This window comes from Streptomyces sp. NPDC006207, assembly GCF_040613835.1.
Classification (GTDB): Bacteria; Actinomycetota; Actinomycetes; order Streptomycetales; family Streptomycetaceae; genus Actinacidiphila.
The window spans coordinates 28217-48089 of record NZ_JBEXSX010000033.1 but is presented as its reverse complement, the minus strand read 5'-3'; the positions used below and the strand labels follow the sequence as shown (position 1 = coordinate 48089).

General features: G+C 72.3%; 22 protein-coding genes. 4 read left to right on the top strand and 18 right to left on the bottom strand.

Features of this window, described 5'->3' with window-relative positions; all coding sequences use genetic code 11:
* Positions 1-339 precede the first annotated feature (339 nt).
* Together ABZ312_RS25305 and ABZ312_RS25300 are read left to right on the top strand one after the other, a co-directional pair.
* Complete coding sequence (locus ABZ312_RS25305; protein ID WP_500356658.1) at positions 340-1137, top strand: hypothetical protein; 798 nt, start codon at positions 340-342, stop codon at positions 1135-1137.
* A 252-nt stretch (positions 1138-1389) separates the two neighbouring features.
* Positions 1390-2787: a vanadium-dependent haloperoxidase gene (locus ABZ312_RS25300; RefSeq protein ID WP_500438847.1), complete on the top strand. Its 1398-nt coding sequence runs from the start codon at positions 1390-1392 to the stop codon at positions 2785-2787.
* A gap of 78 nt (positions 2788-2865) precedes the next feature.
* Here ABZ312_RS25300 and ABZ312_RS25295 read toward each other — a convergent pair whose 3' ends face one another.
* Positions 2866-3189: a DUF4253 domain-containing protein gene (locus tag ABZ312_RS25295; protein WP_500325710.1), complete on the bottom strand. Its 324-nt coding sequence runs from the start codon at positions 3187-3189 to the stop codon at positions 2866-2868.
* Positions 3190-3749: 560 nt separating this feature from the next.
* Positions 3750-4115: a DUF6233 domain-containing protein gene (locus ABZ312_RS25290; protein ID WP_500438846.1), complete on the bottom strand. Its 366-nt coding sequence runs from the start codon at positions 4113-4115 to the stop codon at positions 3750-3752.
* A 187-nt stretch (positions 4116-4302) separates the two neighbouring features.
* On the opposite strand from ABZ312_RS25290, the gene ABZ312_RS25285 reads away from it, so the two are divergent.
* Positions 4303-5142 carry a sulfurtransferase gene (locus ABZ312_RS25285; protein ID WP_500438845.1) on the top strand — a complete coding sequence of 280 codons (840 nt, stop codon included), beginning with the start codon at positions 4303-4305 and terminating at the stop codon, positions 5140-5142.
* Positions 5143-5167: 25 nt separating this feature from the next.
* Here the strand turns inward: ABZ312_RS25285 and ABZ312_RS25280 are convergent, their stop codons facing one another.
* From ABZ312_RS25280 to rpsB, 5 genes are all read right to left on the bottom strand, one after another.
* Positions 5168-6169 (bottom strand): phosphatidate cytidylyltransferase, encoded by a 1002-nt coding sequence (locus ABZ312_RS25280; RefSeq protein ID WP_500325704.1) that lies wholly within the window; start codon positions 6167-6169, stop codon positions 5168-5170.
* A 127-nt stretch (positions 6170-6296) separates the two neighbouring features.
* Positions 6297-6854: a ribosome recycling factor gene (gene frr, locus ABZ312_RS25275; RefSeq protein ID WP_319140848.1), complete on the bottom strand. Its 558-nt coding sequence runs from the start codon at positions 6852-6854 to the stop codon at positions 6297-6299.
* A 134-nt stretch (positions 6855-6988) separates the two neighbouring features.
* Positions 6989-7753: a UMP kinase gene (pyrH, locus tag ABZ312_RS25270; protein WP_499514239.1), complete on the bottom strand. Its 765-nt coding sequence runs from the start codon at positions 7751-7753 to the stop codon at positions 6989-6991.
* A gap of 160 nt (positions 7754-7913) precedes the next feature.
* Positions 7914-8750 carry a translation elongation factor Ts gene (tsf, locus tag ABZ312_RS25265; RefSeq protein ID WP_500325702.1) on the bottom strand — a complete coding sequence of 279 codons (837 nt, stop codon included), beginning with the start codon at positions 8748-8750 and terminating at the stop codon, positions 7914-7916.
* A 115-nt stretch (positions 8751-8865) separates the two neighbouring features.
* Positions 8866-9783, bottom strand: a complete 918-nt coding sequence (rpsB, locus tag ABZ312_RS25260; RefSeq protein ID WP_500325700.1) for a 30S ribosomal protein S2 — start codon at positions 9781-9783, stop codon at positions 8866-8868.
* A gap of 285 nt (positions 9784-10068) precedes the next feature.
* Between rpsB and ABZ312_RS25255 the strand changes: the two genes are divergently transcribed.
* Positions 10069-10716, top strand: coding sequence for a murein hydrolase activator EnvC family protein (locus ABZ312_RS25255; RefSeq protein ID WP_500438844.1), 648 nt, complete (start codon positions 10069-10071; stop codon positions 10714-10716).
* Here the strand turns inward: ABZ312_RS25255 and ABZ312_RS25250 are convergent.
* From ABZ312_RS25250 to lepB (ABZ312_RS25200), 11 genes are all read right to left on the bottom strand, one after another.
* Positions 10685-11242, bottom strand: coding sequence for a TetR/AcrR family transcriptional regulator (locus ABZ312_RS25250; RefSeq protein WP_500325864.1), 558 nt, complete (start codon positions 11240-11242; stop codon positions 10685-10687). The two genes, ABZ312_RS25255 and ABZ312_RS25250, sit on opposite strands and share 32 nt — an antisense overlap.
* Positions 11243-11322: 80 nt before the next feature.
* Positions 11323-12159, bottom strand: coding sequence for an RNA polymerase sigma factor WhiG (gene whiG / locus ABZ312_RS25245; RefSeq protein ID WP_500325696.1), 837 nt, complete (start codon positions 12157-12159; stop codon positions 11323-11325).
* Positions 12160-12324: 165 nt separating this feature from the next.
* Positions 12325-13566: a DNA-processing protein DprA gene (gene dprA / locus ABZ312_RS25240; protein ID WP_500438843.1), complete on the bottom strand. Its 1242-nt coding sequence runs from the start codon at positions 13564-13566 to the stop codon at positions 12325-12327.
* Complete coding sequence (locus ABZ312_RS25235) at positions 13563-15173, bottom strand: YifB family Mg chelatase-like AAA ATPase (protein WP_500325692.1); 1611 nt, start codon at positions 15171-15173, stop codon at positions 13563-13565. Before ABZ312_RS25235 ends, dprA begins: the two co-directional genes overlap by 4 nt.
* Positions 15173-15544, bottom strand: coding sequence for a YraN family protein (locus ABZ312_RS25230; protein WP_499514232.1), 372 nt, complete (start codon positions 15542-15544; stop codon positions 15173-15175). Before ABZ312_RS25230 ends, ABZ312_RS25235 begins: the two co-directional genes overlap by 1 nt.
* Positions 15545-15636: 92 nt before the next feature.
* Entirely contained in the window at positions 15637-15963 is a 327-nt protein-coding gene (locus ABZ312_RS25225) for a DUF2469 domain-containing protein (RefSeq protein WP_018562949.1), read from the bottom strand.
* Between the two features lie 39 nt (positions 15964-16002).
* Positions 16003-16482, bottom strand: a complete 480-nt coding sequence (locus ABZ312_RS25220) for an NUDIX hydrolase (RefSeq protein WP_500325690.1) — start codon at positions 16480-16482, stop codon at positions 16003-16005.
* A gap of 2 nt (positions 16483-16484) precedes the next feature.
* Entirely contained in the window at positions 16485-17249 is a 765-nt protein-coding gene (gene lepB, locus ABZ312_RS25215) for a signal peptidase I (RefSeq protein ID WP_500325688.1), read from the bottom strand.
* A 43-nt stretch (positions 17250-17292) separates the two neighbouring features.
* A complete protein-coding gene (gene lepB, locus ABZ312_RS25210; protein WP_500325863.1) occupies positions 17293-18045 on the bottom strand; it encodes a signal peptidase I in 753 nt (250 codons plus the stop codon).
* A 61-nt stretch (positions 18046-18106) separates the two neighbouring features.
* Entirely contained in the window at positions 18107-19231 is a 1125-nt protein-coding gene (gene lepB / locus ABZ312_RS25205) for a signal peptidase I (RefSeq protein WP_500325686.1), read from the bottom strand.
* Entirely contained in the window at positions 19224-19862 is a 639-nt protein-coding gene (lepB, locus tag ABZ312_RS25200; protein ID WP_500325684.1) for a signal peptidase I, read from the bottom strand. The genes lepB (ABZ312_RS25205) and lepB (ABZ312_RS25200) overlap by 8 nt, the downstream gene beginning before the upstream one ends.
* Positions 19863-19873: the final 11 nt, after the last annotated feature.

Genomic DNA, 19873 nt, shown 5'->3' with positions numbered 1-19873 from the left:
CAGCCACCTCATCCTCGCTCGGGATCCTTCCGGGCCACACCCGTTTTCCACATATATGTCATGAATGCTTCCTGGCCTGCACCTTGAGGCTCCCGGGGCCGCCCGCACCCCGCGAACGTTGGCCAGTGCTGTACGGCTCACGCACGGTCAGGGTCTGTCCAGGCGCGGGGCGTCGATCGGGTGAGCGCGGCCCGGCGGCCGAGAACGGGCTGCGCCACTGGGATGACCTTGGCGCCGGACGCCGGTGGGCGCGGGTACGGATCCCGTCGACAGGGGCCCGAGCCGTGCCGGAAGGCCCTCCGGTTCGGTGCCGGCCAGAGATCGACGAGGAGTGTCTCCATGCGTCCTGCAGACAGGACCCCTCCGCCCTCCAGGCGGTCCCTTCGACGGTTCGGACGGCTCGTCGGCACGGTGGTGCCGGCGGCCCTGATCGCCACCGCGATATCCGCGGCCTCCCTGACGACGGCTCAGGCCGCCGACACGAACGACGCGGCCTCGCCCGGGTCGCCGGCGTCGAGCTTCCCGTGGCCCGATCCATATGACGACTACCCGTACCCCGACGGAGATCTCGACCCCGGTCCCGGTCCCGGTCCCGGACTCGGCATCGGTCCCGGACTCGGCCTCAGCCCTCTGCTCGGCTCCGGTTCTCTCCTCGACACCGACCCCCTCCTCGGCCCCGGTCGCGGGCCCCTCCTCGACACCACCGGCAACGGCCCGGTCCTCGACCCGGCCGGTCCCCTCCTCGGCCCCGGGCGCGGGCCCTTCCTGGCCCCCTACCCCGGCCCCGGCAGGCTCTCGGGGTGTGACATCGACTCCACCGGCGTGGCCAACACGACCAACCGCGACTTCTCCGTCGCCGTGATCCGCGGCCGGACGTTCATCGGTCAGCGCGACACCGTCCCGGTGGGCGGCACCTACACCTGGCAGGACCTCAGTGCGCTCCCCGGGTACCCCGGCACCGGGGTGTGCGGCGCGAGCGTGAGCACCTCCTCGGTATCGGAACTGTCGGTCAAGGTCATCACCTTCCGCGGGGACGTGGCGGAGAGCCGCTGCACCATCACCGGTGCCCTGCCGGTCTGCAGTGCCTGGAGCCCGCTGCCGGGCACCTTCCAGCCGCCCCCGGTCGCCATCCCCTGACCGGCCCGGGTCGACGGCCCGTCGCAGTGTGCGCCCGCCGAACGACGGGCACCGGTGTGGCCGGTCGTACGAGAGGCCGTCAGCCCAGGGTGGGTCCCGCCTGTGAGGCGGCGGACGGGAACCGGCCGCGCACCTGACGGGCCAGGCGGCCGTCACGCCCGGCCATGGGTAGGAACCACGTCGATGTGGCCCGAACCGGAACGGAATTCCCTCCGGTCCGGCTCGGGCCCGATGTCGACGAGGAGTCTCCCCATGAGTGCTGCAGACAGGACCGCGCCGCCCTCCGGGCGGCTCTCGCGGTGGTACGGACGGCTCACCGGCATGGTCGTGTCCGCGGCCCTCGCCGCCACCGCGGTGTCGGCCGGCGCCCTCGCCCCGGCCCAGGCCGCGGGCAAGGGCCGGGAGCCCGCGGCCGATCCGGCCGCGATACGTGAGTGGAACGCCATCGCCACGGACGTCATCGGCACCAGCCTGGGCCCGACCCGGCCCTCGGGGCAGGCCGTCGTCTGGCACGGGTTCGTCTCGGTCGCCGTCTACAACGCCGTGGTCGGCATCGAGGGCCGCTACGCACCCTACAAGTGGCACGCCCGCGGGCCCGCCGGCGCGTCGCCGGAGGCGGCGGCAGTGACCGCCGCACACCACGTCCTGCTCTCCGACTTCCCCGCGTCCCGCACATTGCTCGACACCGCGTACGCCGATTCGCTCGCCCGGATCCCCGACGGCAACGCCAAGCGGCAGGGTGTGGCCTTCGGGGCGCGCGCCGCCGACCGCGTCATCCAACTACGGCAAGGCGACGGCCGGTTCGCGGCGGTGGACTTCACCACCCCGCCGACTCCGGGCGTCTGGCGGCCCACGCTGCCCGGGAACCTCCCGTTCATCGACACCTGGCTCGCCCGGCTGCGGCCGCTGCTGCTCGCCTCACCGTCCCAGTTCCGGCCCGGGCCGCCGCCCGCCCTGACCTCGGCCCGCTACGCCCGGGACGTGAACGAGGTGAGGACCATGGGCGCACGGACGGGCTCGCCCCGCACCGCGCCGCAGACCGAGACCGCCCTGTTCTTCGGGGGCAACCTGGCCGTGCAGCTCCAGGCCGCGTTCCGCGACCACAGCGCCCGCCACGGCCTGGACATCGCCGACACGGCCCGGCTGTTCGCCGCGGCGAACTCCGCCGCGACCGACGCCGTCATCACCGCGTGGGACGCCAAGCTCCACTACGGATCCTGGCGGCCGATCACGGCCGTCCAACTGGCCGGAACCGACGGCAACCCGGCGACCGAGCCGGATCCGCTGTGGCAGCCGCTGCTCGTCACGCCACCTCACCCCGACCACATCAGCGGGCACGCCGCGGTCGCCGGCGCCGTGGCCCAGACCCTGACGGGGCTCCTCGGCACGACTCGCATCGACCTCACCTTCACGTCCGACGCCACGGGCACCACACGGCACTACGACGACGCCGTGCAGCTCAACCAGGACATGATCGACGCCCGTGTGTGGGCCGGCATCCACACCCGGACGGCAGACACCGCAGGCTGCCTCACGGGAGCCCGCGTCGGCCTCTGGGCCCTCACGCACTACTTCCAGCCCCTCCGCCCGGCGCACCCCGACGCCTCCCGGCCGATCCCGCGCACATGCCCGGAGACCGAGACGAGCTGACCCGCTCCCACCGTCGCGTGCCCTCCCGCCCGGCACCCGGGGAGGGCACGCGGTCGCGAGCGCGCCGGGCCGGCCCGGTCAGTCCCACCAGAAGCCCCACATCTGCTTGCCCAGGAGCTCGTGGGCCGCGAAGGTACGCAGGGTGTCGTGATCACCCGCCTGGGTGATGGTGTCCGGCGAGAAGGCGAAGTGCTCCGCCGCCACGGCGAGCGCCTCGGCCATGGTGGTCGGCGGTGCGGCCACCGAGGCGACCAGGCGTTCACGGTCGAGCGCCAGCAGGCGTATGCCGAAGCGGTCCTCCCACGACCGCAGCACCGTGCACAGCTCCTCGACGTCGGACGACCACAGGTCCGGCAGCCCGCGCTCGTCGGCGAGGGAGGGTACGTCCGCGCTGCGGGACACCCCACGCGTCGCCCTCGCTTACCTCCTCGTCGTCCGCCAGCTCGGCGAGGACCTTGGCGGCGAGTTCGTCGGGATCGGTCCGAGGGCCGGCCGGGGGCGCCGCCGACCCCGGCCACCGGGGCCCGAAGGGCGCGATCAGTTCCTCGAACAGCTCGGGTTCGCCGAAGGCCTCGACGACCATCGCCCGGCCCGGATGATCCTGCCCCGCCTCGGCGAGTGCCTCCTCGGCGTACTCCTCCCACCGCTCACCGAGGATCTGTTCCACCGTCCGGTGACCGCTCATCACTTCCCCCGCTCTCCCCGCCCTGGACACGCGCACGCGCCGACGGCCTCCCTTCCGGAGCGACGGCACGTACACAGTGTGCGCGCAGGGTGTGACAATGCCGTTGCCGGAACCGTGGATTCCGCCACAGCCCGGGTGATCTTGCGTGGGTGGACCCGGCGGATGGCCGTCCTGCTCCGAGCGGTTCGGGGCGCCGGACCGGCTCGGGCGGGTGCCGCGCAGCGACTTGACTGACCGTCACGTCGGGCCACTCGGGACGCGGACGCGGTCCTGGATCTCACGGGGTGCGCTCCGATTCCGGGTGGCAGATCTCGCACGGCGCGACGTCCGGCATGCCGAGGGCGACCTCGAACTCCTGGCGGTTCAGCCGCCCACCCCCGGGCACGCGGCAGTCGTCGCGATGAAGGACGCCCCGCCCCGCACCGCCGCGCGGATCGGGCACGCTCTGCAGCCGCCAGGCGGAGGTGCGACCGCGCTTCCCGCCCCGAGTCCGCCGAACGGCGTCATCTCCGGCCTCCGCCCCGGCCGGCACCAGGGAACCGGATTCCGCCTCCTGGATCTTGGCGTCGACTGCGGCGATCTGCATCTGCAGATAGAGGCGTATCACCCGCAGGCGCTGCGGATCCGGAGGAAGCTCGTACACACGTTCGAGTGTAAGCGGCGGACCGACCGCCGACCAGCGTCACGGGCCACCGCACCGTGCGACCGACGTCACGACGAGCGGCGACAGCGCAGGTCAGGGAGGGGTGTCGGCCGTGGGCCGCGCAGCGGCAGACCGCCGCACGCAGGGCCGGCTTCCCGGCCCGGCCGGGCTGCGCCAGGATGGGCCGGTGAACACGATCATCAGCGCCGCGGAGCTCGCCACCGCCCTGCGCGACGGTACCGCCCCCGTGCTCCTGGACGTCCGCTACGAGCGCGGAGGCCCGTCCGGGCACGCGGCGTACGAGGCAGGTCACATCGCGGGCGCGGTGTACGTCGACCTGGAGGCGGAACTCGTCGGACCGGCGGGCCCGGCCGGCCGGCATCCACTGCCGGACGCCGGGGTGTTCGCGGCGGCGATGCGGCGGGCCGGGGTGCGCAGGGGCAGCCGGGTCGTCGTCCACGACGGCGGCCAGGGCTGGGCCGCGGCACGGGCCTGGTGGACGCTGCGATGGGCGGGCCACGACGACGTACGCGTGCTGGACGGCGGACTGCCCGCCTGGACGGCCGGCGGCGGCGGACTGACCACACGGGCCACCGCACCGGACCCCGGCGACTTCGAGGCCGTACCGGGCGCGCTGCCGGTGCTGAGCGCCGACGACGCTGCGGCGCTGGCCCGTACGGGGGTGCTGCTGGACGCGCGGGCGGCCGAGCGCTACCGGGGCGAGGTCGAGCCGCTGGATCCGGTGGGCGGTCACATCCCGGGGGCCGTGTCGGCTCCGACGTCCGGGAACGTCACCGCCGACGGCACCTTCCGTCCCGCCCGCGAACTGGCCGGCCGTTTCGCCGCCCTGGGGGTCACGGCGGACGGCGGCAGGGTCGGCGTGTACTGCGGTTCGGGGGTCTCGGCCGCGCAGCAGGTGCTGGCCCTGGCCGTCGCAGGGATCGACGCCGCGCTGTACGTCGGCTCGTGGAGCGAGTGGAGCGCGGACCCCGCCCGGCCCGTGGCGACGGGGTCGCAGCCGGGCTGAGCTGCTGACGGCCGGCTTGCGGGGGTCAGCCCGAGCCGACGAAGACGACCAGCAGCAGCCACACCACGGGGGCGGTCGGCAGCAGCGAGTCGAGGCGGTCCATGATGCCGCCGTGGCCGGGCAGCAGCTTGCCCATGTCCTTGATGCCGAGGTCCCGCTTGATCATGGACTCGCCGAGGTCGCCGAGGGTCGCGCTGGCGGCCACCGCGAGGCCCAGCAGCAGACCCTGCCACCACCGGCCGTCGTCGATCAGGAACTGCATGGACAGGGCCCCCGCCGCCATCGCGAAGGCGATCGCGCCGACCAGGCCCTCACGGGTCTTGCCGGGGCTGATGCGGGGAGCGAGCTTGTGCGTGCCGAAGCGCCAACCGACGGCGTAGGCACCGGTGTCGCTGATCACCGTGAGCAGCAGGAAGACGAAGACCCGCCACGGGCCGTCGCCCGCCGCGAGCATCATCACCACGAACGTGGCAAGGAACGGCACGTAGAAGGCGGCGAACACGCCCGCCGTGACGTCGCGGAGGTAGTTCTCCGGAGGCTCCGTCATGCGCCACACCAGTACGGCGAGCGCGGTGAGCGCCATCGCCACCCACGCGCCCTCGGCACCGCGCACGTAGCCCGCGACGACCATGGCGGCGCCGCCGACGGCGAGCGGCACCAGGGGAGCCCGGATCTCCTTGCGCTCGGCCAGGCGCGAGGTGAGCTCCCACAGGCCCACCACGACCGCTGCGGCGACGACGCCCACGAAGACGGCCTTGACGATGAAGAGCGAGGCGATGATGACGACCCCGAGGCCGACACCCACGCCTATCGCGGCGCGCAGGTTGCGCCCCGCGCTCTTCTTCGCCCGGCCGCCGTTCCCACCCGCTGCCGAGGGCTGCGGCACGGAACGGTCGGGCCGGGCGGAGTGCCGCTCCGGTTCGGGGGCGTCGTCGCGGAACAAGGGGCCGCCCATCCGGGTGGCCCCTTCATCCTCGCCTCCCCAGGAACCGGCATGTGGCGAGGGCCCCCAAGAAGAGTCGTTCACGGAGTTTCGCCTCGCGTTTTCGTCCGGTCCGGGTCGGTCGGATGGGTGGGTGGGTGGGTGGGTGGGTGGATGAGTCGCTCAGCCGCGGGCCTGCGGCGCCGAGGGTCCGGTCCGGCGGTGTGCCGGATCAGACCTCCAGCAGCTCGGCTTCCTTGTGCTTGAGCAGCTCGTCGACCTGCGCCACGTACTTGTGGGTCGTGTCGTCGAGCTCCTTCTCCGCGCGGCGCACCTCGTCCTCGCCCGTCTCGCCGTCCTTGACGAGCTTGTCGAGGGTCTCCTTGGCCTTGCGGCGCACGCTGCGGATCGAGATCCGCGCGTCCTCCGCCTTGCCGCGGGCGACCTTGATGTACTCCTTGCGCCGCTCCTCGGTGAGCTGCGGGAAGACCACCCGGATGATACGGCCGTCGTTGGTCGGGTTGACGCCCAGGTCCGAATCCCGGATCGCCTGCTCGATGTTGCGCAGCGCCGAGTTGTCGAACGGGGTGATCACGGCCATCCGCGCCTCGGGCACCGCGAAGGAGGCGAGCTGGTTGATCGGGGTCGGGGCACCGTAGTAGTCCGCCACGATCTTGTTGAACATCGCCGGGTGGGCGCGGCCGGTGCGGATCGCGGCGAAGTCCTCCTTGGCGACGACGACGGCCTTCTCCATCTTCTCCTCGGCTTCGAGGAGGGTCTCTTCAATCACCATGTGCTCCTGGTATTCAGAAGGCAGAGCCTCGGCCCTTGCGCGCGTCTTTCCTGCACGGTGTCCGACCGGCAGCGTCTTGTCCATCCCCGTTCCGGGCGGATCGCAGGCCGGATTGCGGCCGGCGCCGTCCGTCAGCGGGCGCCCGTGTCGTTGACGAGCGTGCCGATCTTCTCACCCTTCACGGCCCGCGCGATGTTGCCCTCCGCGAGCAGCTCGAAGACGAGGATCGGGAGCTTGTTGTCCTGGCACAGCGTGATCGCCGTCAGGTCCGCGACGCGCAGGTCGCGGGCGATGACGTCGGCGTACTCCAGGGCGTCGAACATCACCGCGTCGGGGTTCGAGCGGGGGTCGGCGTCGTAGACCCCGTCGACCCCGTTCTTGCCCATCAGCAGCGCCTCGGCGTGGATCTCCAGGGCGCGCTGCGCGGCGGTGGTGTCGGTGGAGAAGTACGGCATGCCCATACCGGCGCCGAAGATCACCACGCGGCCCTTCTCCAGGTGGCGCACGGCGCGCAGCGGGATGTAGGGCTCGGCGACCTGGCCCATGGTGATCGCCGTCTGCACCCGCGACTGGATGCCCTCCTTCTCCAGGAAGTCCTGGAGGGCGAGGCAGTTCATGACCGTGCCGAGCATGCCCATGTAGTCGGAGCGGGCCCGGTCCATGCCGCGCTGCTGGAGTTCGGCACCGCGGAAGAAGTTGCCTCCGCCGATGACGACGGCGATCTCGTAGCCATCGCGGACGACGGCGGCGATCTCGCGGGCCATCGTGTGCACGACATCGGGGTCGACTCCGAGTCCCCCTCCGCCGGCGAAGGCCTCGCCGGAGAGCTTGAGCAGGTACCGGCCCTTGTGGGTGCTGCCGGTGGCGGTGGGTGCCTTGTCGGCGTCCTGTTCCATGGAGATCTCCTCGTGCACGTACGAAGAAGGCCATTGCCGAGGGTCCGTGATGGTTCCCTGTGGGCAATGGCCTCCTCGTCACAACTGCGGCCTGCCGGTGAGCGGCCGGCTGCGTACGACCCTAGCGGGGCCGTCGGTCAATCGCTTGCGCGGTGGTCGCTCAGACGCCGACGCGGAAGCGGGCGAAGCGCTTGAGCGAGACGCCGGCCTCGTCCAGGACCTTCTGGACGGTCTTCTTGTTGTCCTTGGCGAAGGCCTGCTCGAGAACGACGTTCTCCTTGAAGAAGCCGTTGACGCGACCCTCGACGATCTTCGTCAGGGCGGCCTCGGGCTTGCCCTCCTCGCGGGCGGTGGCCTCGGCGACGCGACGCTCGTTCTCGACGGTCTCGGCGGGCACCTCCTCGCGGGACAGGAAGGTGGGGGCGAAGGCGGCGATGTGCTGCGCGACGTCCTTGGCGACCTGGGCGTCGGCCTTGTCCAGCTCGACCAGGACACCGACCTGCGGGGGCAGGTCCGGGCTGGTGCGGTGCAGGTAGGAGGCGACGTAGCCGTCGGTGAACTGGGCGAAGCGGTCCAGGACGATCTTCTCGCCGAGGGTGGCGTTGGCCTCGTCGACGAAGGCCTGGACGGTCTGGCCGTCCTTGATCTCGGAGGCGAGCAGCGCCTCCAGGTCGGCCGGCTTGCTGGCGGCGACGTGGGCGGCGAGGGCGTCGGCGGCGGCGATGAACTTGTCGCCCTTGGCGACGAAGTCGGTCTCGCACTTGAGCTCGACGAGGACACCCTCGCTGTTGTCACCGGCGATCAGGGACACGACGGCGCCGTTGGAGGCGGAGCGGCCCTCGCGCTTGGTGACGCCCTTCTGGCCCTTGACGCGGAGGATCTCGACGGCCTTGTCCAGGTCGCCCTCGGCCTCCTCGAGCGCCTTCTTGCAGTCCATCATGCCCGCGGCGGTCAGCTCGCGGAGCTTCTTGACGTCGGCGGCGGTGAAGTTCGCCATGGTCTGTCAGTCTCTTCTCGGAAGTCGGTGGATCCGGTGAGCGGTGGTTCTACGGACGAACGGCGGGGGCCGGAGCCCCCGCCGTCCTCACACGCATCGGAAGGCGGGCTGAGGCTCAGGCCTGCTCGGCGTCGGCGGCGGGCGCCTCGGCGGTCTCGGCAGCCGGCGCGGCCTCGGCGGCGGGCGCCTCAGCGGCCTCGGCGGCAGGCGCCTCAGCGGCCTCGGCAGCCGGAGCAGCCTCGGCGGCGGTCTCCTCGGCCTTCGCCTTGTCGCCCTCGAGCAGCTCGCGCTCCCAGGCGGCCAGCGGCTCGCCCTCGGCCTTGTCACCGGCGGTGGCGGCACCGGAGCGGGCGATGAGGCCCTCGGCGACGGCGTCGGCGATCACACGGGTCAGCAGGGTGACGGAGCGGATCGCGTCGTCGTTGCCCGGGATCTTGTAGTCGACCTCGTCGGGGTCGCAGTTGGTGTCGAGGATCGCGACGACCGGGATGCGGAGCTTGCGCGCCTCACCGACGGCGATGTGCTCCTTCTTGGTGTCCACGATCCAGACGGCGCTCGGCACCTTCTGCATCTCGCGGATGCCGCCCAGGGTCTTCTCCAGCTTCTCCTTCTCACGGGAGAGGACCAGGAGCTCCTTCTTGGTGAGGCCGGAGGCGGCCACGTCCTCGAAGTCGATCTCCTCGAGCTCCTTCAGGCGCTGCAGGCGCTTGTAGACGGTCGAGAAGTTGGTGAGCATGCCGCCCAGCCAGCGCTGGTTCACGTAGGGCATGCCGACGCGGGTCGCCTGCTCGGCGATGGCCTCCTGGGCCTGCTTCTTCGTACCGACGAAGAGGATGGTGCCGCCGTGTGCGACGGTCTCCTTGACGAACTCGTAGGCGCGGTCGATGTACGACAGCGACTGGAGCAGGTCGATGATGTAGATGCCGTTGCGCTCGGTGAAGATGAAGCGCTTCATCTTCGGGTTCCAGCGGCGGGTCTGGTGCCCGAAGTGGACGCCGCTCTCCAGCAGCTCCCGCATCGTGACGACGGCCATGGCCGTACTCCTAGGGGTACTCGGTTTTCGCGGTCGCCGGACGGCGGCCGCGCCTGACGCCCCGAACGCGCCGTGCCACGAGGGACCGAGGAGCGCGTCCACCGCTCGCTGTAGGGCGGTGGCGGGGCGTGCGAAGTCGACCCGGTGACCCGGATCGCCATGGAAAGTGTACGGGACCGCCGGAGCGGCGGGCGACAGCGTGCCTGGGGGCGGGGGCCGTACGAGGTTGTCCACAGGCCGCTTCCATGATCATCCGGCGACGGCGGAACACGTCACCGTTGGACCATGAGGACATACGCGGTGGTGGTGTTGGCGGTACTGACGTGGCTCGGGGGGCTCGTGCACCCGGTGGGGGCCGCTGCCCGGACGCCGGTCGTCCCGGCCGGCGGGGGCACGGACCGGGCCTGGCCGGTGGATCCGTCCGGCGGGGGCCGGCGACCGGTCGTGGAGCGGGGGTTCGATCCGCCCGCGGTGCCGTGGGCGGCGGGGCACCGCGGGGTGGACCTGCGCGCGGGGCCCGGCGCACCGGTGCGCGCGGCGGCGCCCGGCAGGGTGTCGTACGCCGGTCAGGTGGCGGGGCGCGGGGTCGTGGCGATCGAGCTCGCCGGCGGGCTGCGCATCACGTACCAGCCGGTGCGGGCCTCGGTCGCGGTGGGCGACGAGGTCGGAGCGGGGCAGGAGGTGGGGGTGCTCTCGGAAGGCCCGTGGCACTGCCCCGGCGGCTGCCTGCACTGGGGGCTGCTGCGCGGGGAGGTCTACCTCGACCCGCTGTCGCTGCTGCCGGACGGGATGCTGCGCGGCGGGCCGTCGCGACTCCTGCCGGTCTTCGGGGTGCCCTTGCCGGAAGGGGTGGCCGGAACGGTGGCCGGGGCGATCGAGGCGCTCGGGAAGGTCCCGCCGGTCAGCCCAGGACGCCGCGCAGGGCCATGGTGACGGCCGCGTCGGCGATGGCGTCCGGCTCCTCGGCGGCGCCGAGCTCGATCCGGCGGACCGCGGAGTCGACGATGCCCTGGAGCAGCATCGCGGTGAGCCTCGGCTCATGGTGGCCGAGCCCGGCGAGCGCCTCGACGACCATGGCGACCAGACCACCGTGGGCGGCGCGGATCTTCTCACGGGCGCCCGAGTCGAGTTCGCCCGCGGAGATCGCGACCACGGCCCGGTGCCGGCGGTCACCGACGAGCGTGAGCTGGCTGCGGACGTACGCCTCGATCTTGGCTTCGGCGGTGGGGGCGGCCTCCATGGCCGCCTCGACCTCGGCCGCCCAGACGGGGAAGTCGACGGCGCACAGCTCCTCGACGACTGCGGCCCGGGAGCGGAAGTACTCGTAGACGGAGGACCGGGCGAGCCCGGTGCGCTCCGCGAGGGCGGGGAAGGTCAGGGCCTCCGTCCCGCCTTCGGAGAGCAGACTGCGCGCGGCGTCCAGCAGGGCGTCACGCTGCATCGACCGGTGCTCGGCCACCGAGGCCGCTCGAATCTTGGGCACCTCACCACTGTACGGAAGCGGCGCTGTCATCGGGCGCACCCGTGGGCAAAGCGGCGTCAACGGCCGACGTCGGCCAGTTTCGCGCGCAATTGCAGAACGGATTTCGTGTGGATCTGGCTGACCCTGCTCTCGGTGACCCCGAGCACCTGGCCGATCTCCGCGAGGGTGAGCCCCTCGTAGTAGTAGAGGGTGACCACGGTCTTCTCGCGCTCGGGCAGCGTGTTGACGGCGCGGGCCAGCAGGCGGCGCAGCTCGCGGTCCTCGGCGACCTCGACGGGGTTGTCGGCGCCGGTGTCCTCCAGGGTGTCGACCAGGGTGAGCCGGTCGCCGCCGTCGGTGCCCGCGTGGAGCAGTTCCTCCAGGGCGACGACGTTGGCCAGGGAGAGCTGGCTGAAGACGCCGTGCAGCTCCTCCAGGGCGATGCCCATCTCGGCGGCGACCTCGGACTCGGTCGGGGTGCGCCGCAGGGAGGCCTCGAGGGTGGCGTAGGCGCGCTCCACCGCGCGGGCCTTCTGGCGCACCGAGCGCGGGATCCAGTCCAGGGCGCGCAGCTCGTCGATCATGGCCCCGCGGATCCTGGTGATCGCGTAGGTCTCGAACTTGATCGCGCGCTCTGGGTCGAACTTCTCGATGGCGTCGATGAGCCCGAAGACCCCGGAGGAGACGAAGTCCGCCTGTTCCACGTTGGCCGGCAGGCCGACGCTCACGCGTCCCGCGACGTACTTCACCAGGGGTGAGTAGTGCAGGATCAGCTGCTCGCGCAGGCGTGCGTCCCCCGTGGACTTGTAGGTCCGCCACAGCGCGTCGAGCGAGGTGGGGGCGGGCGGCCGGGGGTTTCCGGTGACGGCGGTCGCCGCCGTGCTGCCTTCGTGCCCGGGAGTGTGCCGGTGCATGCGTCGATCTGAGCCGTTCTGCGTGACCTGAGGGACGGGCGGGACTCGAACCTCCTTGAGCGTAGCGTGACCATACCGTCGCTCAGGGCGACGTTCGGGCGTCCCCATAACCTCGCCATCCAGGGGGTCCCAGGTCAAGAACCGTCCTGTCACCTGATGGTGTGTTCACCGGGAGAGCGTGTCGGCTTGGCCACCTCCCTCTGCCGTGGGAGCCGTGGGAGCCGCCTCACGGCCTTGCGACAACTTCCAGCGCGGGCCGTCCCGTTCGACGAAACCGAGGGCGTGCAGCTCATGGAGCCTGGTCAGGGTGTCGTCGGGGGTGCTCGCGGCGGCGACCGCGAGCTCCGCTACGCCGGCCCCGCCCCGGGCGGGCAGGGCCTCCAGGACCCGGGCGGCCGCGGACGGGAGCAGATCCCGCGGCAGGACCGGCCCGCGGCGCTCGGGCGCGAGGTCCTCGCCGATGCGGCCGACGAGTTCGATGACGTCGGCGGCGCCGGTGACCAGGACCCCCTCGGCGCGCAGCAGCTCGTGGACCCCTTGGGACAGCGCCGAGGTGCAGGGTCCCGGCACGCCCATGACGAAACGGCCCAGCTTGCGGGCCCGGCGGGCGGTGATCAGGGAGCCGCTGCGGTACTGGGCCTCGATGACGACGGTGCCCCGGGTGAGGGCGGCGATCACGCGGTTGCGGAGCACGAAGCGGCTGCGGGTGGGATGCGATCCGGGTGGCAATTCACCGATGAGCAGCCCCTGTTCGGCGATGCGTCCGATCAACTCGGCATGACCCGGCGGATACGGCACGTCCACTCCGGAGGCGACGACCCCCACGGTCGCCCCCGTCACGGACAGCGCTCCGCGGTGCGCGGCGCCGTCGACGCCGTAGGCGGCCCCGGAGACGGTGACCCAGCCGGCCTCCGCCAGGTCGGCGCCGAGGGACGCCGCCATGTGGGAGCCGTAGTCGGTGCAGGCGCGGGCGCCTACGACGGCGACCGACCGCAGCGCCCACATCCGCAGCGAGGCCCCGCCGCGCACCCACAGTCCGTACGGGCGCTCGCCGCCCAGGTCGTCGAGCTGCCGCGGCCAGTCCGGGTCACCGGGGCACACGAAACGGGCCCCCATGGCCCGGGCCGCCGTCAGATCCCGCTCCGGCCGGGTCCGGCGGGCCCGCAGGGCGTATCCGGCCGCCCGCTGCTCGCCCGCACCGGGCAGCTCTTCACCGGCGGTGAGGGCCCGTACGGTCTCGACGGGGCCGAGCTCCCGCAGCCAGGCGTCGACGAGTCCGTCGCCGGGATCGGCGATCCGCGTCACGGCGGCGCGGGCCAGACGCTCCTCGGGCGTCGGTGGCGGCTCCTCCTCCAAGCCCGGCCCGGCGTCCCCGTCCGTGTCCGTGCCGGGCGGCATCTGCGTCATCGCGCGGCCCCCGTCGCCGCCGCCATACCGCGGCGCACACCGGTGCGCAGCTCCAGGGCGCGCTCCATGTCGACGCCGTCGGGCCGGTCACGGCCCGCGAGGTCGGCGACCGTCCAGGCCACGCGCAGGACCCGGTCGAGTCCCCGCGCGGTGAGGAGCCCGCGCTCCATGTCCCGCTCCGCGGAGCGCAGGGCTCCGGGCGCCATGGCCCAGCGGGTGCGCAACTCATGGCCGGGGACCTCGCTGTTGAGCCGCCACGGGGTGTCCGCGTACCGGGCGGCGGCGCGCTCGCGGGCCTCCCGCACCCGCGTGGCGACCACCGCGGTGGACTCCGCGGAGCCGGCGCCCCCGATCAGCTCGGAGCGGCTGACGGCTTCCACCTCGACCCGCACATCAACCCTGTCCAGGAGGGGCCCCGAGAGCCGCCCCTGGTAGCGGCGGATCATGCTCGGCGTGCAGTCGCACGTCCCGCCGGGTGAGCCGTACCGCCCGCAGGGACAGGGGTTGGCGGCGAGGACGAGCAGGAATCGCGCGGGAAGGCGGACGACTCCGGCCGCCCTGGCGATCACCACGTGGCCGGACTCCAGGGGCTGACGCAGCGCGTCGAGGGCCTGACCATTGAATTCGGGTGCTTCGTCCAGAAAAAGCACACCTTTGTGGGAGAGCGAGACGGCACCCGGCCGCGGCAGCCCGTTTCCGCCGCCGACCAGGGACTGCATGGTCGCCGAGTGGTGCGGCGCGCAGTACGGCGGCTGGTCCACCATGTGCCGGCCCGGCGGCAGCATCCCGGCGACCGAGTGGACGGCGGTGACCTCCACCGCCTCCTGCCGGGTGAGCGGCGGCAGCAGCCCGGGCAGCCGCTCGGCCAGCATCGTCTTGCCAGCGCCCGGCGGCCCCTTCAGATAGATGTGGTGACCGCCGGCGGCCGCGACCTCCAGGGCGGTCCTGGCGGTGCCCTGCCCTGCGACCTCGGCCAGATCCGGGGTGCCGGTGTCGGCGAGCCCCGTGCCGTGGCCGGCGCCCGGCAGGGTCAGGCCGGCCAGCATCGGGTCCGGCCTCCCGTCGGCGGGCTCCTCGTCCTCCTCCGGGGCGAGCTCGTCGTTGAGCAGTGCGATCAGCTGCCGCAGGCTGCGGACCCCGAGCACGGAGACCCCCGGTACGAGCGAGGCCTCGGCGACCGTGCGCTCGGGGACCACGACGTGGCGGTACCCGGCGTCGGCGGCGGCGAGGACCGCGGGCAGCACCCCGCGGACCGGGCGGACCCGGCCGTCGAGGCCGAGCTCGCCGATCATCATCAGGTCGGCGATGTCGCGCGGGGCGACGCGGTCGTTCGCGGCGAGGACGGCGCACGCGACCGCCAGGTCGAAGCCGCTGCCACCCTTGGGGACGGAGGCCGGGCTGAGGCCGACGGTGAGCTTCTTCTGCGGCCAGGTCTCGCCACTGTTCACGATGGCGGCGCGGACCCGGTCGCGGCTCTCGCTCAGGCTCTTGTCCGGCAGCCCCACCAGCGTGAACGCCGCCACCCCCGCCTCCAGGTCCGCCTGGACCTCGACGACGACGCCCTCCACACCCAGCAGCGCCACCGAACACGTCCGGGCGAAGCCCATCACTCCACCCCCCGCACGTGCTCGACGCGGGCGGCGCCCCGGGGCGGCAGCACCACACCGACCACGTCGATCCGCACCCCGCCCGGCGGCGGTCCGCCGTGGTCGGCGAGCCAGCATTCGGCGAGCAGCCGCAGCCGCTCCGCCTTGCGCGGGGTGACGGCGGCCATCGGGTGCTCACCGCAGGACTCCGCGCGCGACTTCACCTCGCACACCACGAGCGCGTCGCCGTCCGCCGCCACGATGTCGATCTCGCCGTGCCGTTCGCGGTGCCTGCACCGCCAGTTCCGCTCCAGCACGGTCATCCCGGCCTCGGTCAGAGACCGTGCCGCCAGTTCCTCGCCGTAGCGTCCGAAAGCTCCTCGGGCGTTCATCGGTACCACCTCCGTCACTCACTGTGAGGGAGGTGGCGCCCGAGAGATGATCTTGATCGGGGCCTGTGGACAACCCGTCGGCCCCGGCCGGCTCAGCCGTTGAAGCCGGAGTCGTCCGAGGGCAGGTCGAGGTCGGCCTTGTTCAGCTCCTCGATGTTCACGTCCTTGAACGTCAGCACGCGCACCTGCTTCACGAAGCGCGCCGGCCGGTACATGTCCCACACCCACGCGTCGGCCATGGAGACCTCGAAGAACACCTCGCCCTGGACCGAGTGCACCTGCATCTCGTAGTCGTTGGTGAGGTAGAAACGACGCTCCGTCTCGATCACGTACTTGAACAGGCCGACGACATCCCGGTACTCCCTGTAGAGCTTCAGCTCCATCTCGGTCTCGTACTTCTCGAGGTCCTCGGCGCTCATGGCATGTTCCCCTTCAGCCGTACGTCCCCCCATTGTGCGTCAGTCACGCTCCGTCCCCAGGTGAATCGGGGACAATGGGGGACCTTCGTCGAGCAATGCGCGCAGCAGCTCGGCGAGCCTGGTCGGGTACACCGTCTCATGCGAGGCGAGCAGTTCCTCACAGGTCCACCATCGCAGGCCGTCGACGCTGCGCTGCTCCAGCTCGGTGAGACCGGCCGTGTGCACCCGGACGTCGTCGGTGCGGGCCAGGTAGTACCACTCGTCCTGCTCCCAGCGCCGGCCGTCGAAGTCGAAGGCGCACGAGCGCTCCCACAGCACCGGCCCGAGCAGGGCCGTGGTGATCCCGGTCTCCTCCGCGAGCTCGCGGCGCGCCGCGACGTCCAGGCTCTCGCCCTCCTCGACACCGCCGCCCGGGGTGAACCACCAGGTGACGGACGGGTCGTCCGGCTCGTACCCGTGGAGCAGCAGGATCCGGTCGGAGGGGTCCAGGAGGACGACCCGGGCCGCGCGCCGTCGCATCGTTATCGCGCCGCCCTCCGCCGCCGGGCCCGGTCCGCAACCGGGCCGTAGGCCGCACCAGCGAAGATCAGGACCACGCCGGCCGCGAGCGCCACGCCCACCGTGCGCAGCGGCCCGGGGCCGGAGGGCCCGTCGCCCGGCAGTGCGGCGAACGCGCCGGTCCTGGCGACCACGCCCGCGCGGCCGAGCGGCCAGGCCACACCGTCGACCCGCGCGGACACCGTGCTGCGCGGCACGGAGCCGTTGTCGGCGTCGCCGAGGCGGAAGCGGGAGTCCTCGGACGTCGCCCGGTTGTCGCCCATCATGAACAGGTTGTCTCGGGGAACGGTGGCCGAGAAGGAGGTCGGCGACGCCGGGCCCTCGGGGTCGAGCCGGAACGGCTCGTCGACCGGCTTGCCGTCGACCGTGAGCCGTCCCTGCTTGTCGCAGCAGGCCACCTTGTCACCGCCGACCGCCACGACCCGCTTCACCATGGGGACGTCGCCCCACAGCGGGTCGGTGAAGACCACGATGTCCCCGCGCCGCACATCGGAGCCGTCGATCCGCTGGGCGAGGATCTTGTCGCCCGCGTCGACGGTCGGGGTCATGGATCCGGTGGGGACGGTGTACGGCTGGTAGACCAGCGCACCCCAGACGAAACCGCCGAGGAACAGCACGCAGCCGAGGGCGACGGCCAGACCGGAGACTATCCGTCCGGTCCGCCCGCCGCCCTGTTCGCCTGCTCGCCCCGTCGCCGTCCGCGTGCCCGTGCGTGTGCTCGTGCTCATGCGTCCGCACCCTACCCGGCGGTACGGACCGAGGGCAGCCCTCTCACCCGGCCCGGTTGATCAGACGGCGCCGCCGCCACAGCACCAGCGGGACCGCACCGGCCAGTCCGCCCGCGGCCGGCAGACCCGCGGCCGGCAGACCTGCGGCCGCCGCGTTGATGCCGGGCTGGTCGAAGGTGCTGGGCACGGGGAGGGTGGACCAGTTGCTGATCGGCCAGGCCACGACGACCGCGCGGCCGACGACCTCGTCCACGGAGACCGTGCCGTTGCCCGGCAGGTTCTGGTGGTAACGGGAGTCCAGGGAGTCCTGCCGGTGGTCGCCCATCACCCAGATGCGGCCGTCCGGGACCTTGATCGGGCCGAAGGGACGGTCACCGCAGGGGGTGTTCCCCGGGTAGATGTACGGCTCGTCCAGCGCCTTGCCGTTCACCTTGACCGGGCCGGTGCCCTTGCACTCCACCGTGTCCCCGCCGACCGCGATGACCCGCTTGATCAGGTCCTTCTCCTCCGCGGACGGCATGAGGCCGACGAAGCTCAGACCCTTCTGGATCGCGTTCGTCACCGGGTTGGTGTCCACCGGGACGGTCTCGCCGAGCCAGCCGCCCGGGTCGTGGAAGACGACGACCTCGCCGCGCTCGGGCTCGGAGCCGAACCAGGGCGTGAGCTTGTCGACCAGGACCCGGTCGCCGATCCTCAGGGTGTTCTCCATCGACGCCGAGGGGATGGAGAACGCCTGCAGCAGGAAGGTCTTGATCAGCCAGGCCAGCGCGAGCGCGATGACGATCAGCAGCGGCAGTTCCTTCCAGAACGAACGTTGCTGCTGCTTCTTGCCCGCGTCGCCGTCACGGCCCTTCGTGTCACTCGCCTCTTCGGAGGTTTCCGCGCCCGCGTCCGGGCCTTTCTTTCCGAGCGGCGCCTCGCCGTCGCCCGCCGAGCCGCCCGACGTGGGGTCCCGATCCTCCGGCTCTCCGCGTCCGGACCTTGCGCCGACCACCAGGTCCCCCACATCCACTCCTTACTCCGCTTGCTGCGCGCTGCCGCCCGCGCCATATGCGGCGCAAGCCCACCACCCCCATAACGAGCGGGAGTTCCGCAGGAGTCGGGAGCGGGGTCATTCCTTGCCGATTGTTGGATGTTGCCACTCCCGGGCCCGCCCTCGCGGCAGACGCGCCCGAACCCCCCGGCGCGGCGACGCCGGAGTACGTCGCCGGTTCCTTCAGCCCCGCCCAGTGCCCCATCGGCCAGGCCACGGCGAAGGCCCTGCCCACCACCAGGTTCTCCGGCACGGTGCCGTCGCCGGCGTCCTTGAGGTGGAAGCGGGAGTCCGCGGAGTTGGACCGGTGGTCACCCATCACGAAGAGCCGGTTCGGCGGGACCTTGACCGTGAACTTGATCTCCGACGGCGGATTGCCCGGATGGATGTAGGGCTCGTCCAGCGGGGTCCCGTTGACGGTGATCTTCCCCTGGGCGTCGCAGCACTTCACCGTGTCGCCGCCGACCGCGACCACCCGCTTGATCAGGTCCTGCTCGTCCGCGGACGGCAGCAGCCCGATGAAGGTGAAGAACTCCTTGACCTGCTTCACGACCACCGGGTCCTCGCCGGACTGGGCCTGCTCGCCCTCCAGCCAGTTGCCGGGGTCCTTGAACACCACCACGTCGCCGCGCTGCGGCCGGGAGCCGAACCACGGCGTGAGCTTGTCGACGACGACGCGGTCCCCGATCCTGATCGTCTGCTCCATCGAGCCCGACGGGATGACGAAGGCCTGCAGCAGGAAGGTCTTGAGCACCAGCGCGATCAGCAGCGCGACCCCGATGAGCAGGGGTATCTCCCTGGCCGCGGAACGACGCCGCCTGCGCTTGACCTTCCGCGCCAGCTTGCGCCGCTCGGCCCGGCCGCCGCCCCTGCGCGGGCCCGCCGGCTCCTCTCCCAGGTACTCGGCACGGCTCGGCTGGCCGGCGTTCGCCCGCCCGCGGCTACCCATGGGCGCCGTCCAGGGAGCGGCGGCGGCCCAGCGGCCAGAAGGTCGCCTCGGCCCGGCCGATCACCTTGTCCACCGGAACGGTGCCCCCTCCGGGGTCGCCCAGATGGTCACGGGAATCGCGGCTGTCGGCACGGTGGTCACCCATCACCCACAGCCTCCCCTTCGGAACCTCGATGTCGAACGCTACCCGGGACGGCGTGTCCCCGGGGTAAAGATAGGTCTCGTCCAGCGGGCGCCCGTTGACGGTGATCCTGCCCCGCTCGTCGCAGCAGGTCACCCGGTCCCCACCGACACCGATGACCCGCTTGACGTAGTCGCTCCCGCCGGAGTCCTGGACGAACGATCCCTCGCCGTCGAACACCACGACATCGCCTCTGGCGGGCGCCTCGCCGAAACGGTACGCCAGTTTGTTGACCAGCACGCGGTCCCCTGCCCGCAGGGTGTTCTCCATCGACCCGCTGGGGATCTCGAAGGGCTGGGCCACGAAGACGTTGACCAGCGCGACCACGGCGGCGGCCGCCACGGCGAGCAGCGCATACCGCTGTGTACGTACGCCGAAGCGCGACCGCTCATCCCGCTGTTCGGCGGGATCGGCGCGGTCGCGCTCCGGGAGGTGTACCTCTGTGTCCATCAGGCGCAGAG

Bases quoted from the DNA above. Each gene is read 5' to 3' on its own strand.
- ABZ312_RS25305 (WP_500356658.1), top strand. From the start codon at position 340: ATGCGTCCTGCAGACAGGACCCCTCCGCCCTCCAGGCGGTCCCTTCGA.
- ABZ312_RS25300 (WP_500438847.1), top strand. From the start codon at position 1,390: ATGAGTGCTGCAGACAGGACCGCGCCGCCCTCCGGGCGGCTCTCGCGG.
- pyrH (WP_499514239.1), bottom strand. From the start codon at position 7,753: ATGGAACAGGACGCCGACAAGGCACCCACCGCCACCGGCAGCACCCAC.
- tsf (WP_500325702.1), bottom strand. From the start codon at position 8,750: ATGGCGAACTTCACCGCCGCCGACGTCAAGAAGCTCCGCGAGCTGACC.
- rpsB (WP_500325700.1), bottom strand. From the start codon at position 9,783: ATGGCCGTCGTCACGATGCGGGAGCTGCTGGAGAGCGGCGTCCACTTC.
- ABZ312_RS25255 (WP_500438844.1), top strand. From the start codon at position 10,069: ATGAGGACATACGCGGTGGTGGTGTTGGCGGTACTGACGTGGCTCGGG.
- whiG (WP_500325696.1), bottom strand. From the start codon at position 12,159: ATGCACCGGCACACTCCCGGGCACGAAGGCAGCACGGCGGCGACCGCC.
- dprA (WP_500438843.1), bottom strand. From the start codon at position 13,566: ATGACGCAGATGCCGCCCGGCACGGACACGGACGGGGACGCCGGGCCG.
- ABZ312_RS25235 (WP_500325692.1), bottom strand. From the start codon at position 15,173: ATGGGCTTCGCCCGGACGTGTTCGGTGGCGCTGCTGGGTGTGGAGGGC.
- ABZ312_RS25230 (WP_499514232.1), bottom strand. From the start codon at position 15,544: ATGAACGCCCGAGGAGCTTTCGGACGCTACGGCGAGGAACTGGCGGCA.
- ABZ312_RS25225 (WP_018562949.1), bottom strand. From the start codon at position 15,963: ATGAGCGCCGAGGACCTCGAGAAGTACGAGACCGAGATGGAGCTGAAG.
- ABZ312_RS25220 (WP_500325690.1), bottom strand. From the start codon at position 16,482: ATGCGACGGCGCGCGGCCCGGGTCGTCCTCCTGGACCCCTCCGACCGG.
- lepB (WP_500325688.1), bottom strand. From the start codon at position 17,249: ATGAGCACGAGCACACGCACGGGCACGCGGACGGCGACGGGGCGAGCA.
- lepB (WP_500325686.1), bottom strand. From the start codon at position 19,231: ATGGGTAGCCGCGGGCGGGCGAACGCCGGCCAGCCGAGCCGTGCCGAG.
- lepB (WP_500325684.1), bottom strand. From the start codon at position 19,862: ATGGACACAGAGGTACACCTCCCGGAGCGCGACCGCGCCGATCCCGCC.